Raw genomic sequence first — 26476 nt, 5'->3', positions numbered from 1 at the left:
CAATTTATCGCTGCACATTGTATTTTCGCATCTTCTCAACCAGAGTTGTTCGACGCATTCCAAGCATGTCAGCGGCACGGGCAACCACGCCACCCTGAGCCTCTAACGCTTGGTTTATCATGTTGACTTCCAACTCGGCTAGCATCTCTTTAAGGTTAACGCCTTCAGGTGGTAACTCTTGAGGTGCATTGGAGTTTTCATGCAAGCCATCGGTCTCATCAAGACTGAAATCTTCGGCAAAAATGTCCTGCAGCACGTCACGCTCCTGCTCTTCAACAGAAGCAAACACATTGTGCTCTGGCTGAAATTCAGGGATATCGCTGTAACGATACTTAGTTGGCAGATGGTTAACATCCACTAAGCTGTTTGGGTAAAGAATGATCATCCTTTCAACAAGGTTTGCCAACTCGCGAACATTGCCCGGCCAGTTGTGCTCCATCAGTGAGTTGATAGCCCGTGGCGTAAAGCAGATTGGCTGAGCGCCTTCCGCTTCCATTCGCGTCATCAACTCTTGCAACAGCAATGGTGTATCTTCAATCCGGTCACGCAGTGCCGGCATTTCGATTGGGAACACATTGAGACGGTAGTATAAGTCTTCACGGAAAGACTCATCATCAATCATGGTTTCCAAATTACGGTGAGTCGCCGCAATCACGCGAACATTGACACGAATAGTGGTGTTACCGCCAACGCGCTCAAAACAACGTTCTTGTAACACACGCAGCAATTTAACTTGCATTGGCATCGGCATATCACCGATCTCATCAAGGAATAATGTGCCACCTTCTGCCAGTTCAAATCGCCCTTTACGAGAGGTTATCGCCCCAGTAAAGGCCCCTTTTTCGTGGCCAAACAACTCACTTTCGAGTAGGTCAGGAGGAATAGCACCACAGTTGATTGGTACAAATGGCCCGTTTCGACGTGCAGAATGGTAGTGAATATTACGCGCAACGACTTCTTTACCTGTTCCCGACTCGCCAAGAATAAGAACGTTCGCTTCGGTAGCGGAGACTTGCTCTATCAGGTGACGAACTTCTTTAATACCGATACTTTGCCCAACTAGGCTACGGAACAGGGTGTTTTTTCGTGAAGAAGAAACAACGTTGACGCCTTTGCGACCAAGGAAGTCTTTACAATGACGAAGCGCTTCACTTAACTGAGGGTAATTTAAAGGATATTCCAGTTCACCAACATAATTGGTCATTTCTTCGACTGGATAAGAATGCGTTCCCGCGATAAGTAAAGGAATATGGTTAGCTTGGGAGAGTTGTGTACTCAACTGAGTAGAGAAGTTATGGCCTTGAAGCGAACCCACAATGCAGCCAGCCCAAACATCCGACCAGTTAACGTCGCTCAGTTGTGCGGAACTGATCGCCTCACATTGTTCTCCGACAAATTCTAATATATTACTCAGATTGATGCGTGCTTGAGCATCATCTTCAATTACGAGCAGCTTTGCTAAACCTTGCATAGGTGAGAATTATTGCCTTTATCTTGAAACGTTGTGGCTGTTATTTCTGTTTCTAACAACTAACCTAACTATAGAACAGGATTAGTGATAGACAATTTATAAACTTCAGCAACAAAATAAGCCACTAGGCTACTAAGTGGCTTCTATTCTATTTGATAAAAAAATAAAGGCAACCAAGCAATTAGGCGATGTGACGTTTGCCCAAAAGCTTTTTATGCAAGATATTTCAATACAACAGTATAAATTAAACTTATATCTTAAATTCCTACATCAGTCGCAGTCAGATTGTGGTATTCAGGTGGGATTTGCTCCCATGCTGATTTAATCTCACGAATAATATCAATCACGTCATCGATGGGTTGAGGATCATTCTTGTGATTTGCCTCAGTAATTTGGGTAATCATAAACTCGTACAACTGATCCAGGTTCTGGGCAATGTCACCGCCATCGTCCATCGATAGGCAGCTGCGTAAGCTAATGATGATGTCTAGGGCTTTACCCAGTCTCTCACCCTTAACAGGAATATTGCCCTGCTCCATTGCCGCTTTACCCTGAATCAAGCGCTCGATAGCACCCGCCATCAGCATTTGAACAATTTTATGCGGGGAGGCAGCACTGAGCTGGCTATCTACCGATACCTTCTTGTAAGCCTGTAATGAACCACGCATAACAATCCTCTTTATATAAATTTCTTGTACTGCTGCACCGATTTATTGCCGTAGCGGTACTTTTGCAAACTACTGCCAAGCTCAGCGGTTTTCTTCTGCATCAACTCAACAGTCAACTGAGTGCGCTCAATGGCACTCTGCCACTCTGGTAACTGCGCTAACTCTTGGTGCTCATTAATAGTACTGATCAAGGTTAGCAATAACTGTTCCCTTTTATCGACCAACTGAACGATTTCTTCAGTATTAATGTCAGCTGCTGAAAGATTACTAGTAATATCGTGATCAAGATCACCAAGAAATGAGATCTGTGCCAAAAAATCATCCGCCAAGTGCATTCATCATACCTGCTAGCTGAGACTGCATCTTGCTCGTCGCGTCCTGCATCGCCGTAAATTTGGCGTGTGTACGTTTCTCTAAGCTATCCATACGACGATCCAGAGATGCCTGATCATCATCAAGGCGGTAATTTTGTTCCACCATGCTCCGCTCACGAGTACGAATTGAGCCGGTGACACCAGTGATACCCTGAATCGCATCTTCAACTTTTTTTGCAAACCCTTGGTTGCCGCCAAAGAAATCTTCTAACTTATTGAAGTTGTTATTGAGCTGGCGATCCAACATGTCGTAGTTGATTTCCAGTGTACCCTGACGTGTCGTTGTAATACCAAACTCAGTCAATGTTTTAAGATCTTCAGGAGCAGGTTCAACTCGTGATGAAAACACCGACTTCAGTCTTGAATCGGCACTGCGAACCACACTGTCACCCGCCAGTGGGCCTGCGGCTCCAGTTCGTGGATCTACACCGGAAAGTTCTTGAGAGACCTGATAGAACTGGTTGTATGCCGAAACGAACTGCTCAATATCGTCTCGTACGCCCTGACGGTCATATTCGATATCAATCTCTGACGGTGTCTTGCCACGCTCAGAACGGCCTTTTAAGGTTAGGTCTACACCTTCAATGGCATCTTCAATAATGTTGTTATCACTGGAAAGCTGAGCCACACCATCAAGCAGCACTTTCGAATCCTGTGCCGCTTGTACTTGGCTCATACCACGATAAGCGTCAAATGACTCCTGCGCCGATTTCAGGTCAGCCTGAGCCTGATCTATTCGCTCCAGATATTCCCTTTCTTCTTTTGGCAGTTTGGCACGTTCAAGCTCTTTAGCTTGCTCAGGGGTTAATTCGCCTGCCAAAACACGCGCTTGAAGTGATGCTTTTTCCTGAGCTAGCTTATCTTCCAACGCAGCTTGTTTCGCATCTAACGCGGCCTGCGCTTCTTTTGGTGTTACATAAGAATCCGTCAGTGTACCGGAAGCCGTGACACTCCAACCGGGAACATCAGGGGCTTTTTCCAGCGCTTTTGCATCTAGCTGAGGCTCTGGCTCCCAATACGAGTCAAGCAATGTACCGGACGCGGTCGCGGTCCAGCCAGGAATGCGCTCTTCTGGCTTTAAGTACTTATTAGCTTCGGCACCGGCCGCAGCAGCGGCTGCAGCGGCTGCATCTGAAAGTTCATTACCAGCACTTGCATCCTTTGCCGCATTGGCATCGGCAGCAATTGCCGCTTGTTTGGACGTATCGGCAATCTCTTGATCGACAACCTTTGCCGCCTCGATATTTTGCTCAGCAATGCGATCGGCAACGGCTTGTTCTTCAGCAGTGAGTGGTTTGAGTAGATCTTGCGCAGCCGCACGAGCTTGCTCAAGGTCTTTAACGCGCTGTTCAAGTGTTTTGTATTCGAGTCTTTTAAGAAGATTATCCGGTGCCGATTCCACACTCAGTTTGAGTGCGTTTTGTTCACCTGAATTACTTGAAGCGACAATAAGACGTGGGCCTTCGACATCATTGATGACTGATGCACGAACGCCGGGGTTGGTTTTGCTACCATTGATACCGCGAACAATATCAACCAGCTTAGAATTTTCCTGAACCTCAACGGTGAACTTTTTTTCACCGAGAGAAATCTGCAGCTTACCCGGGCCAAATTTCGCATCTTCCGGTAATACGTCAGACGCAATTTTATGACTCTGGGCAAGCTGCAACACATCGATAGCATATCTACCAGCGATAGCTTCAGTGGTTGCCGTCGCGGATACAACGGTATCATCCGTAGATTCTACCTTTCTTGCGGCGAAAGCTTTCTCTTGACGAAAGCTCGCCATCAAGTTTTTCATCGTATCCAACGACTCTCTGAGCCGACCGTAGGCACTGATACTGGAATCAATTTTGCCACGCTCATTGTCGATTCGTTGCTGCTTAGGTACGCGCTCCGAATCAACAATTTTGCTGACCATGGCATTGATATCCATGCCAGAATTCATCCCTACAGGGCCAAAGCTCATTCAATCACCTCAAAATACGATCATACCGTCTGGTTCAACAACCCCGATGAATACCGGGCTGTTTGATCCCTCAGGCGTCGCAGTATTTCTAACATTTCCTCATCGGGTATCTGACGAATTATATCGCCAGTATCCGCTTCATAAATGGTAACTACATCTCTTCCCGACTCTTCATCGACCCGAAAAGATAGGCCAGTGTTGATGGACGCAATGAACTCGTTCATTTGCTGTACCATACGTTGCCGCTCTTCCCTGTTAAGCTTTTCACGTTGTTGAGACGCTTCTATCGCTTGATTAACAGCTTCAGCAGCTTGCTCTCTCACTTCGGCTGTAGAAACCTGTTCTTTCCGCGAGGAAACTTGCTGTGCACCATCATATTTTGAAGCAATTTTAGTGCCACTTTCTGAGCCGTAAGGCTGGACGTTCGATGTGTAGGATGGTATTTCCATAACAATCTCCCTTCCACCTTATAGGTTGGTAATCACGTTACCTACCAATAAGCTCGTTCGAACCTATCGATTAACCTAATAAGCTAAGAGCTGCCGATGGTGATTGTTTTGCCTGCGCCAGTACAGAGGTACTTGCCTGCTGCAAAATCTGCGACTTAGTCATCTGAGTCGTTTCTTTCGCATAGTCAGTATCTCGGATACGGCTACGAGACGCGTTAACGTTCTCGTTGATGTTATCCAAGTTACTGATCGCATGGCTAAAACGGTTCTGGAATGCACCCAGTTCCGCGCGCTGACTGTCAACCGTTTTCAGAGCACCATCGATAACAGAAACTGCCATCTGAGACCCTGCTACGGTAGAAACATCAACGTCGGAAACCGTTTTGTTTTCAGCGGCACCAAAACCAATATCACCGCCTAACGCACCACCAATTGTTACGTCCGACGCTACTTTGTTATTCGCAGCGAACAACTGTAGCTTCCCTTCTTCACCGACCGACGCTTTCACGTCTTCACTCTGACCATTGATATAAGTCGCAAGCTGCTCGATGTCGTCACCAACCTTAGCATTTATGGTTAACTGTTTGGCTTCCCCATGTACATCAGTATAGTCCAGAGTAAGGTCTGTTGAACCCTGAGAGACGGCCCAGTCAGTATCTTTACCCTGTTGCGCAATATAGGCTTTACCACCCATTCCTGATGTATCTGAGCGCATATTGCCCATAGTGAGCATTACTGCCTCACCTGAACTCGCACCGATCTGGAATGATTGGCTACCAAACGTACCATTGAGGAGCTTGTTACCACCAAACGAGGTAGTCTCTGCGATACGATTTAATTCATCGTTAAGAGCCGTAACCTCTTCCTGAATCGCAATACGCTCTGAACGGGAGTTCGAACCATTTGACGATTGCAGTGACAAGTCACGCATACGTTGAAGGATGTTGGTCGTCTCATTCATTGCACCTTCAGCGGTTTGTGCAATGGAGATACCATCGTTTGCGTTTTTCACCGCCATGTCTAAACCACGACTTTGCGATGTTAAACGGTTGGAAATTTGAAGGCCTGCAGCGTCATCACGAGCACTGTTTATTTTGTAACCCGATGATAGACGCTCCATCGATCTCTGCATGCCGTCAGCAGCACCATTAAGGTATCGCTGAGCAGTCATCGCAGACACATTGGTGTTTACGTTAATTGCCATATTGATCTCCTTAGGCATTAAGGGTGATGCACCTCAGCGTCTCTCACCTCACTTTGGTGCATCTCATTTCTCTCAGTCTTTTAACGGCGGAAGAAATATATCCTTTAGAAAAATTTTAAAAAAAATTTCTGTGATGGGTATCAACAAGCTATAAACATCTTTTAAATCAATGGATTATATAAACGAAAAAAAATCCAGCCGAAGCTGGATTTTTTTCGAAGGTTTTAAACTTAGCCTAGAAGATTCAGAGCTGAGTTTGGCGTTTGTTTTGCCTGAGCAAGAATTGAGCTTGAAGCCTGAGAAAGAATTTGCGACTTAGTCAGTGCCGTTGTTTCTTTAGCAAAGTCCGTATCTTTGATTCGGCTCTTAGACGCATTCACATTCTCGTTGATGTTATCTAAGTTGCTAATCGCATGGTTGAATCGGTTCTGGAATGCACCCAGCTCAGCACGGTGGCTATCTACATATTTCAGTGCCGAGTCAATAATTGCTACAGATTCCTGAGCACCACCCACAGATGTTACATCAATAGTATCAACAGTAACTGCTTGACCTTGACCCATACTCAGTTCACCAGCAAGACCACCACCAAAGCTTACTGCGCCTTCAACTTTATCAGTGCCAGCGAATACCTGTAGTTGACCATCTTGGTCGACAGACGCTTTTACCATGTCAGTCTGACCATTGATGTATGTCGCTAGCTCTTCAATATCATCGCCTTCTTTTGCATTGATATTAATAGTTTGCTGTTGGCCGTCAGTATCGGTCAGTGTGATAGCCAAGTCGTTTGCACCGGCCTGTACTGTCCAATCTTTATCTTTACCATTTGCTGCTTGGTAGCTTGTACCGCCCATGCCAACGTTGTCTGAACGCATGTCGTTCAAAGTCAACATCACGGCTTCACCGTTGTCTGCACCAATTTGGAAAGATTTCGTCGCGTAAGTACCGTTCAGTAGTTTATTACCACCAAAAGAGGTTGTCTCTGCGATACGGTTAAGTTCGTCATTTAGTGCTGTAACTTCTTCCTGAATCGCAACACGCTCTGATTTAGAGTTAGAGCCGTTCGCAGATTGTAGCGAAAGGTCACGCATACGTTGCAGGATGTTAGTCGTTTCATTCATCGCACCTTCAGCAGTCTGCGCGATAGAAATACCGTCATTCGCGTTACGTACTGCAACATCTAGACCGCGGCTTTGCACATTCAAACGGTTAGAGATCTGTAGACCTGCTGCGTCATCTTTAGCGCTATTAATCTTGAAGCCAGAAGATAGACGTTCCATTGAAGTTTGTTGTGCATTGTTAGCGCCATTTAGGTAACGCTGTGCTGTCATTGCTGCTACGTTAGTGTTTACATTCACTGCCATGGTGATTTCTCCGTTTGATTTTCCGATGTAACCGGTTTCCGACGTCTCGGAAAACCAAAGTAGTTCTCTCAAAGTTACTTTTATTAACGGCTCAATTTCGAGAACCTTGAGTATTTTTTTAAGTTTTTTTTGAAAAAAATGCTTTTGGAGGAGGAAAGTTGACCAAATACGAAAAAACTTTAAAAAACGCAATTTTTCGCTAAAGCTTTAATTCACTCAGTCGATAATATTTTCTTTTTTTGATAATTAACCCAATAAGGTTAGGGCTAGATTTGGCTGTTGTTTAGCCTGTGCCAGGATTGATGTGCTAACTTGCTGTAAAATCTGTTGCTTAAGCATTTGGGTGGTTTCTTTGGCGTAATCGGTGTCTTTTATACGGCTATTCGACGCGGCCAAGTTTTCGTTGATGTTGCCTAGGTTGTTAATCGCATGATTAAAGCGATTTTGCATCGCCCCTAGTTCAGCACGATGACCATCAACATACTTAAGCGCGGTGTCTATTACAGATACCGCTCGCTGTGCGCCGCCAACTTTAGAAATGTCCAGATTATCAACCGCTTCATAACCAGCTAGCCCCATTTGCAGTTCACCTGCAAGGCTGCCAGAAAAGGAAATAGTACCCGATGTCTCTTTGCCTGCCATAAAGACCTGCAGCTGCCCATCTTCATTTACTGAGGCCGAGACTTTATCCGTTTGACCATTGATATATGTGGCTAACTCTTCGATGTCATCGCCAGCTTTAGCTTCTATCTGAATCGATTCCTGCTGGCCCTCGGCATTGGTATATTCCATCACCAACGTTTGGCTGCCCTGAGAAACCTGCCAGTTATTGTCCGCTTTTCCAGCAGCGATATAACTGAAGCCCCCCATCTCTATACTATCGGATCGCATGTTCTTCAAAGATACCTGAACCGCTTCACCGGAACTGCCGCCGATTTGGAAAGAAGAACTGGCAAATGAACCATTGAGCAATTTTCGACCACCGAAAGAGGTGGTTTCGGCAATTCTATTCAATTCATCATTCAAAGCCGCCATTTCTTCCTGTAATGCATCTCTTTCTGCTCGACTGTTCGAACCATTCGCCGATTGTAATGAAAGATCACGCATGCGTTGAAGAAGGTTGGTTGTCTCGTTCATCGCACCTTCGGCTGTCTGCATGATGGATATGCCGTCGTTCGCATTGCGCATTGCGACGTCCAAACCACGCATCTGAGACTCAAGTCGATTCGAGATCTGCAAACCTGCTGCATCGTCTTTGGCACTATTAATACGATTCCCTGAAGATAGCCTCTCCAGTGATTGGTTCAGCATGTCCGTCGCATTCGTAAGATAACGCTGCGCCGTCATTGCTGATACGTTGGTATTAACAGTGATTGCCATAACGATAGATAGTGTTTCCTCAACAGGGTTATTTGTTATATCGGCCTGAAGAGATTTTCTTTAGCCTTTTTGCACAAAAAAACCGAGCGCGTTGGCTCGGTTTATAGTCGGTATAGTTTGCAGGCTTTAGTTTGCTTTCATTGACTTACTTAAGCTTTAACCCGTTTAGCATCTCTACAGACGGGGCAAAGAAGTATGCTCCTGTCACGGCTTTAGTAAAGCGCAATAACTGGTCTGTTTTACCATCGGTCTCGCCATACATGCTTTCCAGCATGGCTTTAAAATTATGTAACGTATTGCAGTAGGCAATAAACAGCAGACCATGCTCACCCGACACACTGCCATAAGGCAAGCTATGGCGAACAATCTTCAGGCCTTTACCTTCTTCTTTAATGTCCACACGACCAACGTGAGACGCAGCTGGCACATTATCTAACTCAATCGAATCCGGTTTAGTTCGCCCGATGACTTTTTCTTGGGCAGACACATTCAGTCGATTCCAAGAAGGCAGGTCATGGACAAAACGCTGGACCATAACGTAACTGCCACCAGCCAACTCTCCTTGAGGAATAATTGCCACTTCATGACGCTGACTATCTTTCGGGTTTTCTGTCCCATCGACAAAATCCGTCATGTCTCGAGAGTCGAGATAGCGATAACCATAGGTTTCATCAACCACCACTACGTTATCTGATGCTTGTGCAAAGAATGTGCGCAGCAGATAAAAGTGCAAATCATGACGATTCGAATGACAGTGGATAAGCACATCCACATCAGAACTCGGCGCTAAGGTGCTGCCTTCACCGAGCTGTGGGAAATCAATCAGTTCGTCTGGCATCGCGGCGTCACACTTTGACCAGAATGATTTGCTGAACGCAACGGAAAGAGTCAATTCAGCCCCAGGCTGCTGCTGATTAAGCTCTTCTACAAGTGTTGGTAGAGCCTGTAGCTGTTCCAGTACGGCAGCAGGTTCCTGTGTCACCTTAAGCAGCGTGTATTGAGCGAAAGGTCCTGCTTCAGGAAGGATGGCACTTTGAGGGATTGTCATTTTTATGTCCTCACATTTACATATTTGCTCAGTGTATTATGTTCTGTTTTCAGTGTATTGATAGCGATCATCACCCGTTACGTCAATCGGATGGCGGCGCAGAAAAACAATCGCGTACGCTGCGACTCTTATAGATATAAAGCATAAACCACAGCAGAAATAGCAAGGTAGCGGCATTCGCCCAGCGGAAAGCGCCATGTTCTAGGTAGACGTGATAAAGAGTTTGAACAAACTGGCCGCCAATCGCCAGCATGGTAATCATTTTACCCCAACTGACTAAATGGCTTATCCATTTGCGTTCCGGGCTGCGCAAGCTGATCATCCACATTAACGCAATGCTAGGCAGCCCCATCGCCAACCCCAGATACAACATTGAATGATCGGGATAGACAATATTAAGGATCTTAGCGCCGCTTTCTCGGCTTGCACCGGCGACAACAAACACCACCCACGCTTTGGCGAGAAAAAGCCAACCAAGCCAAAGCCATTTAGGGGCTTTGAGAAAACCATGTTTATCGTATTGTTCTAAAGCGTATCGCACTGATAGGTAACTGCGGTTGAGAAAATAAACTCCACTCTATACCAATTGAGGTATTTTTCTATCAGATATTACCTATAAAACTCATCCGATATTGTTAGAGTTCACCCGCACTCGCCTTATTGATAAAGTGATAAACATCAGAAGTAATAAGATCGGCGCGAACCAAAGCAGAGCATTGCGGACGGTAAACTCAGGCTGATATAACACAAATTCGCCGTAGCGCGCCGTCATGAAGTCCTTCACTTCCTGCTCACTCTCCCCTTGATTGATCTTATTGAAAACAATCAGACGCAAGTCTTTTGCTATGGGGGAGTTGGATTCGATCAGATTTTGATTTTGACACTGCGGGCAACGCAAGGACTTAGCCAAACGTAACGCTTTTTCGTGTAACTCTGGAGAGGTAAACTCAAACAACTCAACTTGGGATATTTGCTGTTCTGAAACCGCAACAAATAGCTCTTCATCACCCGCGTAACTACTCTGAACAAACAGCAACAGGATCAAGTAATAAAGCGCTCTCATCAACTCTTCTCCTCAGTAAAGAAGCGGGCAAATTGCTCCTTCCAGATATTAGGGTTGAGCAGCCCTGAGTGTTTATACACAATTTCCCCGGCCTGATTGATAAGATATGTCTCGGGGGTGCCAACCACACCCAGATCGATAGATAACTCCCCTTGAGGATCGTAGATCACCGTTTGATAAGGGTCACCCAATTGAGCCAGATACTGGTTTGCTGCCTTTGCTTGGTCTCTGTAGTTAAGTCCGATCACAGCAATGCCTTGCTCACTCAATTGATTAAGAAAATCATGTTCCGCACGGCAAATACTGCACCACGATGCCCAGACATTAACCAGTTGATACTCTGACTGGAATAACGCCTTAGCCTGAACCCGTTCATTCCCAGCCAGTAACTCAACCTCGTTCACTGGAAATTTTCGAACAGCGTGACTGCCTGAGTTGGAAGTGTCTTCACTCAGTGCCGCCCCGAGGATTAGGATAAACACTAACAGCGAGACGCAAAGGACGATGAATTTAGACTTTTTGGACGACGCCATATTTTGTTCTCACTATTCTCGGCGAAAGTTTGGTGATAAGAGGCAAAAATGCAGCAAACGTCGCCAATAATCCCCCACCCCAGATCCACCAGATGTATGCTTTGTACTGAATTTTGACCGCGTAGCTGTGCCCGTCGACTTTGGCAGCAAGTGTCACATAATAATCTCCAAGCCAAGTCGTGTGAATCGCAGGCTCGCTCATGTTCATGACTCGAACGGGATAATGGCGACGCTCAGGTTTGAGCTCAAACGCTCGACCTTCAGCATCAGTAAAACGCAGCTGTGCTTGCTCTGCCGTGAAGTTTTTATCTACACGCCACTCCGTTTGCAGATACTCAACTTGCCAATCGCGAAACTCTGCTGACATTCCTGGACCAAGTTTGCGAGTTAGCTGAGATGAGTGCTCCGCATTCATAACACACCCTATCGCGCCGATAGCCAACCCGATATGAGCCAAGAGCATAAAATTGAGCTTACCTAAACGGACAGCCCACCACAGATGGCTAAACACCACCCAGCACGCCAGCCCCCAAATCAACATGACTGCGAATGACCACGTTTCCACCTGCCAAAAATACAACATTGCACCGACAAAGAATGAGGAGACAAAAAACACGACCATCCGTTGCCATGAGTTCACCAGCCCTGATTGCCAACTCAGAAAAGGAGCCCAGCCCATTGCCGTTAGCGCCAGAGCCGATAAAGGTAGAAGCAATGTATTAAAATAGGGGGCGCCAACTGATATTGTTCCCAGTTGCAGCAACTCATAAACCATGGGGTAAAAAGTACCAAGGAAAACAGTAAACGTGGCGATCACCAGCAGGCCAATCGCAAGAAGCACGAGATAAGATCGGCTGATAATAGCCGTCAACTTTTGGCTTCGTATGGTCTCCCCTCGGTCAATTAAAAGGGCAAAAGAGGCGAACAAGGTAACAGCCAAAATACCAAGAAGCGCAATGCCTTTTCCCGGGTCAACCGCAAAGGCATGCACCGAGGTCAATACTCCCGAGCGGACGATAAAGGTACCGAGAATACTAAGGCTGAATGTCACCGAAGCTAAGATCAACGTCCAGACCATCAACTGCTGATGGCGCCTAGAGGCCACCATACTATGCAGCAAAGCTGTCCCCGTCAGCCAAGGCAACAATGATGCACTCTCAACTGGATCCCAGAACCACCATCCTCCCCAGCCTAACTCATTGTAGGCCCACCATGAACCGACCAGTATCCCAAGCGTGAGAAATGCCCACGCAGATATCGCCCAAGGTTTACATAGTGTGACCCATTGGTTGTCATACGGTTTTTGCATCAACGCCGCCAACGCAAATGCCAGTACAGTGGAATAACCAATGTAGCCAAGGTACAACAGCGGAGGATGAAAAATCAGCCCCACGTCCTGAAGCATAGGATTGAGATCGCGCCCCTGAGTTAACAAGGTTTGAGCGTAAACAAACGGATTTGAAGAGAGTAAGGTAAACCATGAAAACGCTGCAATAAACAATGTCATGATCCACAGAACATGGGCGATATATCGCCCATTAGAATGACGAATAAATGAAATCAAACCTGCCCACAAGTTGAGTGTAAACACCCAAAACAGCATGGAACCTTGATGGCCTCCCCACACAGCAGCCAGCTTGAAGAGTGGTGGTAGCTCAATATTAGAGTGAGTGGCCACGTACTCGAATTCAAATCGGTCAGAGGCAAACAAAATCGCCAGAACAATCAGACTCAACGAAGCCATTGCTGCGTTGAGCCTGACAGGCCATATCAGAGAGAACGTTGCACCTTGATCAAAATAGTGCTGCCGCGCCCAGACTACAGCGCAAACTGAACTCGAAACAGCAACCCATATCAGAGCAAAATGTCCTATCTCTCCCCACATGCTTACACCACCGTCATCTGACCGGCGTAGAGAATAAAGGTACGTAACATCAGTACCCCGACCAAACTCAGCGTTGTCACTATGAAGATGTAACTGCCGTTATGGCGCACTTCGTTTGGCGTAACGGCATTGAGAGTCAGCGGCAGTAACATCCCAATCAACACAACGCCAAACCAGAACCAGTTTGACCAGAAGCCTCCCCCGATCGCATTCCAAGCCGCCACTTCATTCTGACCGCCACTGAATATCAGGCCAGTAAAGAAGGTCACCAACACAAACAGTTCGAATAACACAACCGGACGTTCAAACCCATGCACCCAACGGACACTTGGGCTGTGTGCCGATTCTTTGAACACTAGAATGCCAAACAACAAACATGCCGCTGCGCCCGAAGAAAGGCTGGAAAACAGGAACAGGATCGGCAACACAGGGTTGTTCAGCATCGGGTAAGTTTTCAGTGCAGAGAGCAGAAAACCAGTGTAAGCCGCAAGCAATATCGCCAACACACCCAGAAACAACTCGACAGGGTTGTTTATCTTACCGACTTTTATCAACACACCATCAACCCAGTCTAATAGCCCACCCGGAAGCTTGCCTTCGCAGAACTGTATGATCTGGTGGCGGAAAATCACACCAATCCAAACGAATAAGACCGCCATATAAACTTGGAAGAGAATTACCCCCATCGACATGACTGAAGACGGATTGTAGTAGATCATAATCTTCCAGAACGACAAAGGTTTGGTGAGGTGGAAAATCAATATGGTCAAACCGGCAATAATGCCAAAGGGAGCCAGCCAAGCGACGGCTTTAAGGATGCCGTTATTGGCAGGGTCACCTTCAATTACGCGGCGTTTGAGATACAAGCCAATCATCACAGCCCCAGCGGACATTCCCGCAAGAAACAAGTAAATGGCAATGATCCAGTCCCAGACCAATGAATCGAAATGGAAAGCCGTTTCAATACCGTTCATCATGAAACCTCCCCTTTGTTGTGTGGGATCTTGTACAACTTAGGCTTGGTACCTAAGTGCGCTTTATCGCGATAGACCACATGGTTACTTAACACTTGATTGATTTGACTCTGCGGATCGTTGAGATCGCCAAACACCAAGGCTTTGGTCGGGCAAGATTCTACACAGGCGGGTAATTTGCCCTCGGCAAGATTGGTATCACGACAGAAATTGCACTTGTCTGCGGAATGGTCTTCGGGATTGAAAAAGCGCACTTGATAAGGGCACGCGGCAAGGCAGTAACCACAGCCGACACACTTGTCTTTATCCACATCGACAATGCCTGTCTTCTCATCTTTATATGCTGCGCCCGTCGGGCAAACATACACACAAGGTGGGTTTTCACAGTGCTGGCAAGATTTACGGGTAAAGCGATATTCCACATCAGGAAATTCGCCTTGTGGCTCGCTACGAATGATTTCCAGTCTCGACACCCCTTCTGGTACCTTGTTGACCTCGCGACAAGCTTCAGTACAAGCGGTACAACCGATACAGGCGGTCTCATCGTGAATCATGCCATAGAGCTTGTCATCGACCTGTTCGACATTTGCTAACGTCTTACGACTGCTGATCATCGCAGTCCCGGCTACGCCTGTGGTCATAATCAAGGCGCCAGCACCAGTTAAAAAATTTCGTCTAGAACAACTCATATCATTGCTCCTCTTTCAACTGATTGAAGTCTGAATGACAGTCGACACACAGCTTGATTTTCTGCTTGCGCTCCAAACCAAGGACTTTTGCTTTACTGGCATGAACATCATGACAGTTAGAGCAGGTGAGGTTTTTGGCATGCACATCATGTGTCCAGCTATCTTCACGCAGATACTTCGGCTTATGACAATCAGTACACTGGCTATTGGCCTTCAAAATGGCGTCAGGGTCTAGGTAGGTTTTGTCTGTTCCCTGCTGAGATTGTGCAGATGAGTACTTGATGACTTGCGGAGCACCTTCACGGTGGTCAGGCCCGATGTTGCTATGACAGTTAGTACAATTCACTTCACGACCTAGAATCTCATGAGCATTTTCACCATGAGATTGCTGAAGTGATTCTTTGGAATCCTTATGACATTGAATACATTTGTAATCTTTGTCCCGGATAAGCGTAACTTCATGACGAGTCGAGCTTTCTTCGGCTGTAGGGGCAGAAGAATCAGCAGCAACGGCATGAAGAGAATAGCCATAGAGGCAGAATGCAAGAATGGTTTTCAGCATTATGACTATGGCCAACTTTATATTGCCCATTTTATCCTTTCCTTATTCCAGAACAGATTTTGAGCCACGCTCAAAATAAACAGTCTGGTCAAAACCAATGCCCTTTAGCGGTATTTAAATCACCACTAAATGAGATCAATTCTTATTTTTGGAAAAGCCACAACGCTATCGATTACATTTTACTCAGCCTACTCTTTAGTAGTAGATTTTTTGCACAAAACCTCGATCCTTATCACCTTATTTTATACATGGTTAATAGCCATAAGTCATTGATGATAATGAATTTCATTATCCATACCTAACAATAAGCCTACCCCTTTAGGGTTATTAAAAATCAACTTTGAGCCAGATCACTGACCTAAATTGATCTAAAGCAATGAAGGGTTATTCGTGAGTTTTTACAAATATTTCCTTTTATTACAATTTATTTCAGTTCTCCAATTCTTAATTTGGAATTAGCCAGTTCACAACGCTGCTAATAAAACAGAATTATGGAGATAGCACTGTGAATAAATTGCACTGGATACCAAAATCCGTTGCAGCAATAGTAATATTGGCGGGTACTGTTATCAGTACCACCAGCGTTGCTGCATCTGATGAAAAAGGCCTTATCGATCCGCGAAATCAGGCCTATGAACAACATCACCCTGATCAGTACCAATCTTGGAAAGAAACATCAGAAAGTGACCATATTGAAGATGCTCTCGCCGATGACCCCAATATGGTCATCATGTGGGCAGGTTATGGCTTTGCCAAAGACTACAATAAAGCCCGCGGCCACTTTTATGCCATTGACGACGTGCGCCAAACACTGAGGACTGGCGCTCCAAGTGACGAAAAATCAGGCCCAATGCCGATGGCTTGCTGGAGTTGTAAAAGCCCTGATGTAGGCCGAGTGATCGATGAACGTGGCGAAGACGGCTATTTCGATGGCAAATGGGCACGACTTGGCGATCAGATCGTTAACCCAATTGGCTGTGCTGACTGCCATGATACCCGCAGTGAATCATTCAAAAATGGCGAGCCCGCTTTAGCTATAACTAAGCCCTATGTAGAACGTGCTTTCCAAGCTATCGACAAACCTTTTGAAGAACAGTCACGCCTCGACCAACAAGCGACAGTCTGTGCCCAATGTCACGTCGAATACTACTTCACTGGGCCCAAAAAATCGGTCAAGTTCCCTTGGGATAAAGGCACCAACGTCGCGGCAATGGAAGAGTACTATGACTCTATTGGCTTCAAAGACTGGACGCATAAAGTATCGAAAGCACCGATGTTGAAAGCACAGCACCCTGGCTATGAAACCTGGCGTGACGGCATTCATGGTAAGAACAAAGTTGCCTGTGTGGACTGCCATATGCCAAAAGTCACCAAAGAAGATGGCACCATCTATACCGATCATAAAGTGGGTAACCCCTTTGACCGCTTTGAAGACACCTGTGCCAACTGCCATACGCAAAGCAAAGATCAATTGAAGAACATCGTTTCATCGCGCAAAGCTCAGGTACTCAACATGAAGCTTACGGCAGAGAAGCAGATCGTCGCCGCACACTTTGAAGCTGGAGCAGCATGGAAAGCTGGCGCGACTGAAGATGAAATGAAAGACATTCTTCAGGATATTCGTCATGCTCAGTGGCGTTGGGACTACGCGATCGCCTCTCATGGTATTCACATGCATGCGCCAGAAGTGGCACTTGAAGTGTTAGGTACAGCGGTCGACCGTGCGGCGGATGCCCGTACAAAATTGGTGCGCTTACTCGCAACCAAAGGCGTAACAGAGCCCGTTGAACTGCCGGACATTTCGACTAAGGCCAAAGCCCAGCAGGCTCTTGGCATGGACATGGAAAAAATGAACAGCGATAAACAACATTTCCTTAAAACGGTTGTGCCGGAGTGGGAAAAATCCGCCCAGAAACGCGAAGAGGCGACGTACTAGACACTCACTACTAATAAAAAACCTCCCTGACACGGGAGGTTTTTTTGTTTTCAAGACGCGCCGTCGATTTATTCTCGGTCTAACATGGCTTTTGCTTGATTAAGCGAATGAATTACGGCAACTCGGTCGATATCCTGACGCTGAGAGTCCAACAGTTGAGTCCAAGTATCGATGGCCTCTTGATAGCGAAAACTGATGAAATGATCATTGGCAATTAAGGTCAGAGCCGTCACATTACTGGCATCCAACTCCAGTGCCTTTGCCAGTAGATGATTCACCTCATCAGTCATACGCTGAGATCGTTCGAAATAAAGCGCAGTCGCTTTGGCAGCAAACTGATTGGCGCTAGCTTCCGGACTTAGGCGAATCGCATAATCGAAACAAGTGAGTGCCGAGGAAAAGTCCTGTTTATTCAGATAACCGTGTCCCAGTTGAAACCACAACTCCGCCTGATTGGGATCCTGTTTAAGCTGATTCTGGATATCTTGCATCCACGCATCATGAGTTTGAGCAGAAAGCACAGGTTGTTGAGGTTGTGGCGCTTCACCCCGTAGCCACAAAAACACGGGGAGTGAAATGACTAAACTGGTCACCAAGATACGCTTCATTTATCCGTTCCATCGACAAAGGAATAACTTCAATGATAGGCAGAATTATATCGTGTTAAGATAACGCTATCTTTGATCTCGCGGTAACAACCCTCATGAAAAATAAAGTCGTTCCTTCTCAGGAAACACAACAAGAAGCGATGAAAATCGCCAAAGCGACACAGAAACCGGGCCAAACTAAAGAACAGACTAAGTTGATTGCTCAGGGAATAGAAAAAGGCATCGCTCAGTACAAAAAGCAACACAAAGATAAGGCTCGTCAAGCGGATAAAGCCAAGAAAAAAGCGCAAAAAGCCAAACAAGCCCAACGCTCTGCCATCGCGCAGCCAGAAGCTGAAACAGTGACCACAGTAGAAGCGCAAGCAAAAACCAATATGCTACCATGGGCATTATTAGCCCTCAGTTGGATTGGTTTTATTATTTATGTCACTCAAATTTAGTCAGCTATGCTTCATCGCTTTGCCGATTACTTTACTCGCAGGCTGCACAACCCCAATCTCTCAACTCAATAAGGATGCCAGCAGCGTCCAGATCAGAATGGACAGCAGTTTCGATCCCGCGAACTGTCAGTGGCAGGGCGATCTGACTGGCAGTGAAGGACACTGGTATACCTACCTGTTCTACCCTAACGATGTCATGGTTCAGGGAGCGGTTAATCAGATAAAAAATCGCGCCAGTCAACTTGGCGCGAATACCGTTTATATGATGTCGCCACAAGACTTCACGACATCTTTTACCATACTGGGTAGTGCCTATAACTGCCCAACAGGCCGTTAGGCACAAAACCCTAGACTAGCGGCAATGTCCGCTTCTCTGTCTAATACCCACTGGCTGTCAAAAGGCCCCCAGTCAGACAACTGATAATACCCATCGTTGTGTCTGCGGCCATCTTGAATGAACATCAGTTCGATGCCAATACCAGGCAGAGCTTTGATTACGTCTTGAATCGTCCGGCGTGGCCAGCCCGTTTTCTCAATCAGTTTTGGCACATTCGGCCTATCGAGATTTTGGACCAGTAATGCTAAATATAAGCGCCTTGCAAAAACAGGACTCAATTCCATTGATACCTCCTATAAATTTCTAGAGTCATTATTTCTGTTTTGCTATGCGGTGTGTTGCGTTTGATCAATAACTCATCGATCCTCAACTTTTGAAACACATTTTTTTTGTCAGATGAAATATATCTGAGACACTTTTGTCTCTGATTACAGTTCCTGCTAGGATGCCAAAAAGCTTCTAATAACTTTATATAAGTCACTCTCAAAGGTTTAACTATGACAATCACCATGTACGGAATTCCGAACTGCGATACCATCAAAAAAGCCAAAAAATGGCTGGAAGCAGAAGGTGTGGAATTCCAATTCCATGACTACCGTAAACAGGGCGTTGATAAACAAATGGTTGAAACATTTTGCCAGCAACTAGGCTGGGAAAATGTGCTTAACAAACGCGGCACGACTTTTCGTCAGCTAACTCAGGAACAGAAAGACAGCCTGAACGAAGCCAACGCCATTGATCTGCTGGTAGAGCAACCGGCGATGATCAAACGCCCAATTTTAGTCTCTGGTGATGACTACCATCTTGGCTTTAAAGCCGATCAATACTCAGCCATTTTCTCTTAAGCAAAAGGAATTCAAGGATGACAGACAGCCCTACTTTGGCGCTTGCAAAAGACTTAATTAGCCGCCAATCGGTAACACCTGTGGATGCAGGTTGTCAGGATGTGATGATTGAACGCCTGAAAGCTTTAGGATTTGAAATTGAAGTGATGGTGTTTGAAGACACCACAAACTTCTGGGCACGTCGTGGCACAGAAGCACCGCTGTTTGCGTTTGCTGGTCACACTGATGTTGTGCCAGCGGGCAATGTCGAGCTATGGGATACGCCTCCATTCGAACCGACTATGGTTGACGGCTATCTACATGGTCGCGGAGCCGCCGATATGAAAGGCTCTCTAGCAAGTATGATTGTTGCTGTTGAGCAGTTCATTGCCGAACACCCTGACCATAAAGGTTCAATTGGCTTTCTAATTACTTCGGACGAAGAAGGCCCATTTATCAATGGTACAGTCCGTGTTGTCGAAACCCTAATGGCGCGCGACGAAAACATCGATATGTGTATTGTCGGCGAGCCATCAAGTACTGAACTCGTCGGTGACGTAGTGAAAAATGGTCGTCGAGGTTCTATCACCGGAGACTTAACCGTTAAAGGTGTTCAAGGTCACGTAGCTTACCCGCATTTAGCTAAGAACCCCGTTCACCAGTCGCTGATGGCGATTCATGAATTGGCGTCAACCGAGTGGGACAAAGGCAATGACTACTTCCCACCTACCAGCTTCCAGATCCCGAATGTGCATGCGGGCACTGGTGCATCTAACGTGATCCCGGGCGAGTTCAATGTTCAGTTTAACCTGCGTTTCAGTACCGAGCTTAACAACGACATGATCGTTAAGCGCGTCACTGATACTCTTGATAAACACGACTTAGACTACGAGCTTAAGTGGACCTTCAACGGCGACCCATTCCTGACTGATACTGGCGCACTTCTCGACGCTGTGGTTGACGCCGTTGATACCGTTAATCAAACCAAACCAGCCCTACTCACCACCGGAGGCACATCCGATGGTCGCTTCATTGCACGTATGGGTGGTCAGGTAGTGGAGTTAGGCCCAGTTAACGCGACCATCCACAAGGTGAACGAGTGCGTGAAAGTGGACGACCTTGAGAAGCTGACCAAGATGTATCAGAAAACTCTGGAGAACCTTCTGGCGTGAACATGACCCCTGAGCAGCTGACTGGCAAAGTTTCAACTCACCTGACTGACACTATGTTTGGTCAGAAGGTTTTCGCAGTTCACCCTAATGTTGAAAACGATTTACAATCTTTGCGACAAGCTGCTGCTCAGGCTGGTTTCAACCTCAATATTGCCAGCGGTTTCCGCGATTTTGAGCGCCAGAAAGCTATCTGGAACAGAAAGATGGCTGGTCAAACAGCCATTCTTGATCAAAACAGCCAACCTCTAGATAGCCAACGACTTTCTGATTCAGAAAAGATTATGGCTATCTTACGTTGGTCTGCACTTCCAGGCGCCAGCCGGCATCACTGGGGGTGTGACTTCGATGTATTTGATCGCAGCAGTCTACCTCAAGACATCCAGTTGCAGCTTGAGCCATGGGAATACCTAACAGGCCATCAGGCAGATTTTTATCGCTGGCTTAGGGAGTCTCTGACTGAATTTGGTTTCTTTTTTCCATATGCAAAAGATCAGGGCGGTGTCGCAGCAGAGCCATGGCACATTAGTCATAATGCAACCGCATCGTCTTGTTTATCCCAGCTTAATCTGGAGACACTTCAAAAAGAGCTGATAAACAGTGGAATACAGGGTGAGGAAGTGGTGTTGTCGAATCTCGAAACGATCTACAATCAATTTGTCACCAATATCTCCAATGAGGTGGATTAATGGAACTACTCACCAACCCTTGGGTGATCATCTTTATCGTCTTGAGTGTCATCATAGGTAATATTGCTGCACTGAAGTACACAGCCAAAATGAAGTTTGGACAAACGGACAAAAAAGCTCGCTCTCAGGACGAAAAACCCACTGAGCAAGAGGAAAAAAAAGACCCGTAATAACACGGGTCTTTTTCATTTAAGATGCACTATTTGATGTGATTCCAAGAAATATTGGAGACAATTCGGCATTCATCGCACTTAAAATGGAAAATGTCATGCAGTGGTTCATCCAATAACCACTCTCCGTCGCACTTAGGGCATTTACGCTGTTTTTCATCTGTCAGACTTTTGCCACCAACTCGGTATTGATAGTAATAGGTTGGAATTTCCGTCACATACTCGATTCGACCACGCAAATCCCAACCACGCTTGAAAAGGACACTGTTGGCATCACAAATTTCATGTAATGCCGCATGTTCCGCTCGGCAAGCACCAGCCATCTGGATTTCATCGCACGCCTGCCACTCAGTCTGCCATTTGATGACCGCTTTATGGTCGCCATTGAGTGTCGGGCCATTACGATAAAGAGGAATTGGTAACAAGCTTTCACCACTGCGCAAAGGCGAACAGGTATGCACATATGTGGTGTAGAGCACTTGCCATTCAGGAGTTGTTTCTTCAGCGGCTTGCTCTGAATTCAAATCTCGTCCAAGTAAACGAGCCTTAGGCGCCAGTAAGCACGCCTCTGCCAAACGTTCGATGCAGACGTTAACAAAATCCGAATGGTATTTAGGGTGCAAGCTTTCCTGCTCAGGACATACTACCCGAACAAAAAATTCCCCTTCCCCCATCACGATAGGGAACTCACGTCCAAGTACCTGACCGTTATAACGCAACGCATCCATCAGGCCATTAATCGCTTTATCGACAGCAGAAATAGTGGTGTTATCAAAACACTCAAACTGTAATTCAACAACGTACATGGTTATACCGCTGGCTCTAGGTTAGCCAAAAACTCCGCTACATTCTCTGCAAGAGCATCGCGTTTATCAGTACCTAATCGTTCGAGAATAACGTTACCCGTCAGGTTACAAATGGAAATCACGTCCAATTCCGCATCAGTTGCTGCGATGAAAACCGTGGGCTTCAGTTTAAGTCGACGCTGAGTGACTAGGTGACCAAGAATGTTTTCCTGCAAACGAACAAAATCTTCATCACTCCATACCTGAAGTAGCGTCAGCTCGTTCCCATTCCAAGTCGCCTCCATATCCGCACTGTACTGCGAACCATAGAAGGTTTTAATGTCTTGATGGAGTGTCAGTTCGATACCGTTTTCAACATTAGTGAAATCCGCTGGATGCTCACGCTCATATGCCTGCCATTCAACATGATGAGTTTGCTTTGCTTCAACGCAAGGTGACACGAGATCCACCAGCTCTTCGCTTCTTGGCAAATGTCCATGGGTGTCAAGACAGCTCTGACGGTACTTTTCACTGAACGAGCGCAGCGCTTGCAAGGCAGTTTCAGCCATTAGATTCTCCAATTGAGTCTTCGAATGTTCGCTTTTAACGACAGGATTGCGTAAAATTCTCGCCATTCTAATCCAAATCTATGCAAAGTATGAGCAAATATTCTGACGCAAAGGAACTGGCGGGATTAACGCTCGGTCAAAAAACCGAATACGCCAACCAATACGACGCTTCTTTACTTCAACCTGTGCCACGCAGCTTAAACCGCGATGACCTGAATCTGGGTGATGAGTTGCCATTTCAGGGCTGTGATATCTGGACACTGTACGAGCTGTCTTGGTTGAACGAGAAAGGCCTGCCACAGGTAGCCATTGGCGACGTGTCGATTCCTGCGACCAGTGCTAACCTGATTGAATCCAAGTCCTTTAAGTTGTACCTCAACAGCTTTAACCAAACCCGCTTTAGCTCATGGGATCAGGTTGAACAAACATTAGCGAAGGATCTCTCCCACTGTGCAGGTGAAGAGGTTTCAGTCACTATTCGTTCTGTCGTCGACTATACCGACAGTGTGGTCGTGACAATGGACGGTGACTGCATTGATGATCAGGATATTGAGATTGAGAGCTACGAGTTTGATACCAGCTTGCTAGAAGGTGCCGCCGAACAAGAACACGTCTCGGAAAGTCTGCATAGCCATCTTCTCAAATCCAACTGTCTGATCACTAACCAGCCAGATTGGGGCAGTGTAGAGATTCAGTATCAGGGTCAAAAAATCAATCGTGAAGCTCTGTTACGCTACCTAGTGTCATTCCGTGAACACAATGAGTTCCATGAGCAGTGCGTCGAACGTATTTTCACTGACATTATGAAATACTGTCAGCCAGAAAAGCTAACCGTGTACGCTCGATACACGCGCCGCGGTGGTCTGGATATCAACCCTTACCGTTCAACCGAGCAGGCTCTGCCTACTCATAACCAACGTATGGCACGTCAATAAGGATTGGACTACAGAATGCAGATTTTGCGCTGGGAACGTTTGTTTGGACTATTGGTTTTGTTGCTATCATCTCAAGTGATGGCGTCAACCGTGTATTCATCGGCCATGCTCAATGAAGCCAGTACCTTGGTAGATATTGTGCCAAAACAGTCCAAACAGCTTGCGACCAGTTATCTCGCTCAGCGCAAACTGACCGACCAAACCGAAAAAAGCCCGTCGGCGATTTCCCGTGATGACTCCGATAGCCGAGTGCGAACGCCCGGCGGTACCATCGACGCACTGAAAATTCTTGCCCGTGCTGAATTCAACTTGGGTAATACCGATGCAGCGCTGAAATATCTGCATGAAGCCAAAGCACTGACATCCAAGTATCGCCTCCCATACTTACGTCTTGATTTACGATTGCTCGAAATTCGCTTGCGCTGGCAAATCGATGGTGATGCAGAAACCGCTAGAAAGGATATTGCGGAGGTTGAGCAAGCGTTTAATGCCATCCAGAATCCAGAACAACTGGCTAAGGGGCTCAATTATCAGCTGACAATGCTCAAAGCAGATATCGCATCTGCTGAAGGCCAGATCGAGCTCGCCAATCAGTTGTACGAGGACGTGATCCCTTATATCGAACAGTCGAATAATAAGCACACCGTCATTGCCTACCATATCGCCTTGGGCAAGCACTTTCTGGCTCATAAGATCTACAACAAAGCCCTATCAGAGCTGCTAACCAGCTACTGGAGCGCAATTGAAGATACATCTGGTCTACAGCTGGCTGAAGTGAATCGCCTACTAGGACAACTTTTCTACGAGCGACGCGTACTGGACAAAGCAACGGATCACTTTTCGCAAGCTGCCGATTTTTACGACAACTATGAAAACTCGCCGATTCTGCCTCCAATTCTCAAACATATGGGCGATATCTATTACCATCAGGGCAGATACAACCTCGCGTTAGTGCACTACTTCAATGCCATCGATCACGAGCGTATCCAGAATAATATTGAAAACGTCATCGCCATTCGTCTCGCACTGGCAGCCACCTACTTGCAACTGGTCAACTTCCCTCTTGCCGAGCAATATCTTGAGCGTGCCGAAGAGCTGCTGAGCTATGTTGATATTCCAAAGCTCAAAGCACAAGCGTTGCTGTTGGAGGCAGGTTTAGCCTCACATCAGAGGCATCCCCAAGAGGTCGTCGCCAAAGCCACCAAAGCATTAGACATCGCAGTCGAGCTCGAAGATCTCTCGATACAGAAAAATGCCTATCAGATGCTTAACGTAGGTAATGAACTACTAGGCAACTACAAAGCCGCGTTACAATATCTCCAGCAATACAACGCGCTGGCGAATATTGAGCAGCAAGAATCGGATCTGATCAACGAAGATGACTTTCGACAACAGAAAGACGTTGTTGAACAGACACTGCACCTCGTGGGGCAGAAACAGCAACTGGAGCAAACCGAAAACGAATATCGCAAGTTCCAGAAGATCTCGTTTACATTGTTCGTCACCTGCGCACTGCTGTTTATTTTCTTACTCCGCCGTGGCCACATCATGAGTGTGCAAAAAGATGAAATCGATGAACTGAATGATGATCTCTATACTCACTCCCGCTCAGGTCTAAAAAACCTTCGTATGCTCAACGCCAAGCTGCCTGCCTCGTTGGAAGCGAGCAGCCACAAGTTTGAAAAGTGGCATGTGGGTGAACTGATCCACGAGCCACTGAATGATCGACTGCGCTTTGTGATGATCGATGTGCCCTTCCTGCGCAATATGTACTTACAACATGGCTACTCAGATGGACTCAAGATTGAGAAAGCCTTCGGTCAGTACCTCAGAGGGAAGGTACAACGCCCAGCAAGGGTGTATCATTTCTCTGATGCGAACCTACTCTACATAGAGCCGAACAGTGATAGCATGGCCGACCCGGAGCTGGTGTTTGAAAAGATTCAAAGCTGGGTAGATGAATTTGCGCAGAAGTATGGGCTAAATAATATCATTCGTATGGGCATGGCCGATTACCCGTTTTTGCCTCGTGCTTACACTGCAATCAATGACAAAGAATTGCTGGATATTTTGCTCATGTCGACCAGCGCTGCTCGTACTTTGAGTATGAAAGAACATTCAAGCCAGTGGGTGTATCTGAAAGCGATAGAGAATGCGCCTGCGGCCAGCCTAGCAACCGGTAATATTCGCAAAGCGTGCAAACATTCCATCAGTCAGGGGCTGATAAAAGTTCACTCTTCTTACAAGAATGAGGAGAGCATCAAAAAATTATTAAAAGATGAGTAAAAGCTGCTCAAACAGACCGTGTTGAACGTGACGCGGTAATTTTATTTGTTATTATCGTTTGATTAATTAATAAGATCGTCTTCGATCTTATCTTC

At 46.3% G+C, this 26476-nt stretch carries 29 protein-coding genes; 9 read left to right on the top strand and 20 right to left on the bottom strand.

Going from position 1 to position 26476, the window contains the following annotated elements; genetic code table 11:
• Positions 1-4: 4 nt before the first annotated feature.
• The 16 genes from FIU99_RS04230 to nrfB form a co-directional block, all read right to left on the bottom strand.
• The gene (locus tag FIU99_RS04230; protein WP_006959521.1) at positions 5-1471 is read right to left on the bottom strand and encodes a sigma-54 dependent transcriptional regulator; all 1467 of its coding nucleotides are present in this window, start codon (positions 1469-1471) and stop codon (positions 5-7) included.
• 257 nt (positions 1472-1728) lie between these two features.
• Complete coding sequence (gene fliS, locus FIU99_RS04225; protein ID WP_019274549.1) at positions 1729-2139, bottom strand: flagellar export chaperone FliS; 411 nt, start codon at positions 2137-2139, stop codon at positions 1729-1731.
• An 11-nt stretch (positions 2140-2150) separates the two neighbouring features.
• Positions 2151-2474 carry a flagellar protein FliT gene (locus FIU99_RS04220; protein ID WP_006959523.1) on the bottom strand — a complete coding sequence of 108 codons (324 nt, stop codon included), beginning with the start codon at positions 2472-2474 and terminating at the stop codon, positions 2151-2153.
• Positions 2458-4482: a flagellar filament capping protein FliD gene (fliD, locus tag FIU99_RS04215; RefSeq protein WP_006959524.1), complete on the bottom strand. Its 2025-nt coding sequence runs from the start codon at positions 4480-4482 to the stop codon at positions 2458-2460. Before fliD ends, FIU99_RS04220 begins: the two co-directional genes overlap by 17 nt.
• A gap of 20 nt (positions 4483-4502) precedes the next feature.
• The gene (flaG, locus tag FIU99_RS04210; protein WP_006959525.1) at positions 4503-4931 is read right to left on the bottom strand and encodes a flagellar protein FlaG; all 429 of its coding nucleotides are present in this window, start codon (positions 4929-4931) and stop codon (positions 4503-4505) included.
• Between the two features lie 70 nt (positions 4932-5001).
• Entirely contained in the window at positions 5002-6135 is a 1134-nt protein-coding gene (locus FIU99_RS04205; RefSeq protein WP_006959526.1) for a flagellin, read from the bottom strand.
• A 230-nt stretch (positions 6136-6365) separates the two neighbouring features.
• The gene (locus FIU99_RS04200; RefSeq protein WP_006959527.1) at positions 6366-7499 is read right to left on the bottom strand and encodes a flagellin; all 1134 of its coding nucleotides are present in this window, start codon (positions 7497-7499) and stop codon (positions 6366-6368) included.
• Between the two features lie 246 nt (positions 7500-7745).
• Entirely contained in the window at positions 7746-8879 is a 1134-nt protein-coding gene (locus FIU99_RS04195) for a flagellin (RefSeq protein ID WP_006959528.1), read from the bottom strand.
• Positions 8880-9024: 145 nt separating this feature from the next.
• Complete coding sequence (locus FIU99_RS04190; RefSeq protein ID WP_006959529.1) at positions 9025-9927, bottom strand: Dyp-type peroxidase; 903 nt, start codon at positions 9925-9927, stop codon at positions 9025-9027.
• Between the two features lie 82 nt (positions 9928-10009).
• Positions 10010-10468 carry a DUF2919 domain-containing protein gene (locus tag FIU99_RS04185; protein WP_006959530.1) on the bottom strand — a complete coding sequence of 153 codons (459 nt, stop codon included), beginning with the start codon at positions 10466-10468 and terminating at the stop codon, positions 10010-10012.
• A gap of 81 nt (positions 10469-10549) precedes the next feature.
• Complete coding sequence (locus FIU99_RS04180) at positions 10550-10990, bottom strand: cytochrome c-type biogenesis protein (RefSeq protein WP_006959531.1); 441 nt, start codon at positions 10988-10990, stop codon at positions 10550-10552.
• Positions 10990-11523, bottom strand: coding sequence for a DsbE family thiol:disulfide interchange protein (locus tag FIU99_RS04175; protein ID WP_152472049.1), 534 nt, complete (start codon positions 11521-11523; stop codon positions 10990-10992). Before FIU99_RS04175 ends, FIU99_RS04180 begins: the two co-directional genes overlap by 1 nt.
• The gene (locus FIU99_RS04170) at positions 11501-13408 is read right to left on the bottom strand and encodes a heme lyase CcmF/NrfE family subunit (protein ID WP_006959533.1); all 1908 of its coding nucleotides are present in this window, start codon (positions 13406-13408) and stop codon (positions 11501-11503) included. Before FIU99_RS04170 ends, FIU99_RS04175 begins: the two co-directional genes overlap by 23 nt.
• A 2-nt stretch (positions 13409-13410) precedes the next feature.
• Positions 13411-14382 (bottom strand): cytochrome c nitrite reductase subunit NrfD, encoded by a 972-nt coding sequence (gene nrfD / locus FIU99_RS04165; RefSeq protein ID WP_039951785.1) that lies wholly within the window; start codon positions 14380-14382, stop codon positions 13411-13413.
• The gene (gene nrfC, locus FIU99_RS04160; protein ID WP_006959535.1) at positions 14382-15071 is read right to left on the bottom strand and encodes a cytochrome c nitrite reductase Fe-S protein; all 690 of its coding nucleotides are present in this window, start codon (positions 15069-15071) and stop codon (positions 14382-14384) included. Before nrfC ends, nrfD begins: the two co-directional genes overlap by 1 nt.
• A 1-nt stretch (position 15072) precedes the next feature.
• Positions 15073-15663, bottom strand: coding sequence for a cytochrome c nitrite reductase pentaheme subunit (gene nrfB / locus FIU99_RS04155; protein WP_006959536.1), 591 nt, complete (start codon positions 15661-15663; stop codon positions 15073-15075).
• Positions 15664-16138: 475 nt separating this feature from the next.
• Here nrfB and nrfA point away from each other — a divergent pair, with 475 nt between their 5' ends.
• Positions 16139-17569 carry an ammonia-forming nitrite reductase cytochrome c552 subunit gene (nrfA, locus tag FIU99_RS04150; protein WP_006959537.1) on the top strand — a complete coding sequence of 477 codons (1431 nt, stop codon included), beginning with the start codon at positions 16139-16141 and terminating at the stop codon, positions 17567-17569.
• 68 nt (positions 17570-17637) lie between these two features.
• Here nrfA and FIU99_RS04145 read toward each other — a convergent pair whose 3' ends face one another.
• On the bottom strand, positions 17638-18177 hold the full coding sequence (locus tag FIU99_RS04145) for a tetratricopeptide repeat protein (protein ID WP_006959538.1): 540 nt from the start codon (positions 18175-18177) through the stop codon (positions 17638-17640).
• Between the two features lie 95 nt (positions 18178-18272).
• On the opposite strand from FIU99_RS04145, the gene FIU99_RS04140 reads away from it, so the two are divergent.
• On the top strand, positions 18273-18617 hold the full coding sequence (locus FIU99_RS04140) for a DUF2956 domain-containing protein (protein WP_152472048.1): 345 nt from the start codon (positions 18273-18275) through the stop codon (positions 18615-18617).
• Positions 18601-18954, top strand: coding sequence for a DUF4156 domain-containing protein (locus FIU99_RS04135; protein WP_019276178.1), 354 nt, complete (start codon positions 18601-18603; stop codon positions 18952-18954). Before FIU99_RS04140 ends, FIU99_RS04135 begins: the two co-directional genes overlap by 17 nt.
• On the opposite strand, the gene FIU99_RS04130 is transcribed toward FIU99_RS04135, so the two are convergent.
• Positions 18951-19238, bottom strand: a complete 288-nt coding sequence (locus FIU99_RS04130; protein WP_038161197.1) for a helix-turn-helix domain-containing protein — start codon at positions 19236-19238, stop codon at positions 18951-18953. The genes FIU99_RS04135 and FIU99_RS04130 overlap by 4 nt on opposite strands.
• A gap of 213 nt (positions 19239-19451) precedes the next feature.
• On the opposite strand from FIU99_RS04130, the gene FIU99_RS04125 reads away from it, so the two are divergent.
• Genes FIU99_RS04125 through FIU99_RS04110 form a run of 4 tightly spaced genes read left to right on the top strand, consistent with a single transcriptional unit; the run spans position 19452 to position 21806 of the window.
• Complete coding sequence (locus FIU99_RS04125) at positions 19452-19799, top strand: ArsC family reductase (RefSeq protein ID WP_006959542.1); 348 nt, start codon at positions 19452-19454, stop codon at positions 19797-19799.
• A 17-nt stretch (positions 19800-19816) separates the two neighbouring features.
• Complete coding sequence (gene dapE / locus FIU99_RS04120; RefSeq protein ID WP_152472047.1) at positions 19817-20950, top strand: succinyl-diaminopimelate desuccinylase; 1134 nt, start codon at positions 19817-19819, stop codon at positions 20948-20950.
• A 2-nt stretch (positions 20951-20952) separates the two neighbouring features.
• Positions 20953-21636, top strand: coding sequence for a M15 family metallopeptidase (locus FIU99_RS04115; protein WP_152472046.1), 684 nt, complete (start codon positions 20953-20955; stop codon positions 21634-21636).
• Positions 21636-21806, top strand: coding sequence for a DUF2897 family protein (locus FIU99_RS04110; RefSeq protein ID WP_152472045.1), 171 nt, complete (start codon positions 21636-21638; stop codon positions 21804-21806). Before FIU99_RS04115 ends, FIU99_RS04110 begins: the two co-directional genes overlap by 1 nt.
• Positions 21807-21835: 29 nt before the next feature.
• Here the strand turns inward: FIU99_RS04110 and FIU99_RS04105 are convergent, their stop codons facing one another.
• Positions 21836-22612, bottom strand: coding sequence for a Zn-ribbon-containing protein (locus FIU99_RS04105; RefSeq protein ID WP_152472044.1), 777 nt, complete (start codon positions 22610-22612; stop codon positions 21836-21838).
• Between the two features lie 2 nt (positions 22613-22614).
• The gene (syd, locus tag FIU99_RS04100) at positions 22615-23160 is read right to left on the bottom strand and encodes a SecY-interacting protein (RefSeq protein ID WP_152472043.1); all 546 of its coding nucleotides are present in this window, start codon (positions 23158-23160) and stop codon (positions 22615-22617) included.
• Positions 23161-23249: 89 nt separating this feature from the next.
• Between syd and queF the strand changes: the two genes are divergently transcribed.
• Positions 23250-24095 carry an NADPH-dependent 7-cyano-7-deazaguanine reductase QueF gene (gene queF, locus FIU99_RS04095; RefSeq protein ID WP_006959548.1) on the top strand — a complete coding sequence of 282 codons (846 nt, stop codon included), beginning with the start codon at positions 23250-23252 and terminating at the stop codon, positions 24093-24095.
• 15 nt (positions 24096-24110) lie between these two features.
• Positions 24111-26381: a lipopolysaccharide assembly protein LapB gene (locus tag FIU99_RS04090; protein WP_152472042.1), complete on the top strand. Its 2271-nt coding sequence runs from the start codon at positions 24111-24113 to the stop codon at positions 26379-26381.
• Positions 26382-26476: the final 95 nt, after the last annotated feature.

Source organism: Vibrio sp. THAF64 (genome assembly GCF_009363455.1).
Lineage (GTDB): Bacteria > Pseudomonadota > Gammaproteobacteria > Enterobacterales > Vibrionaceae > Vibrio > Vibrio coralliilyticus.
Note: the sequence above shows the minus strand (reverse complement) of the source record. Positions and strands in the feature narration are given on the sequence as shown.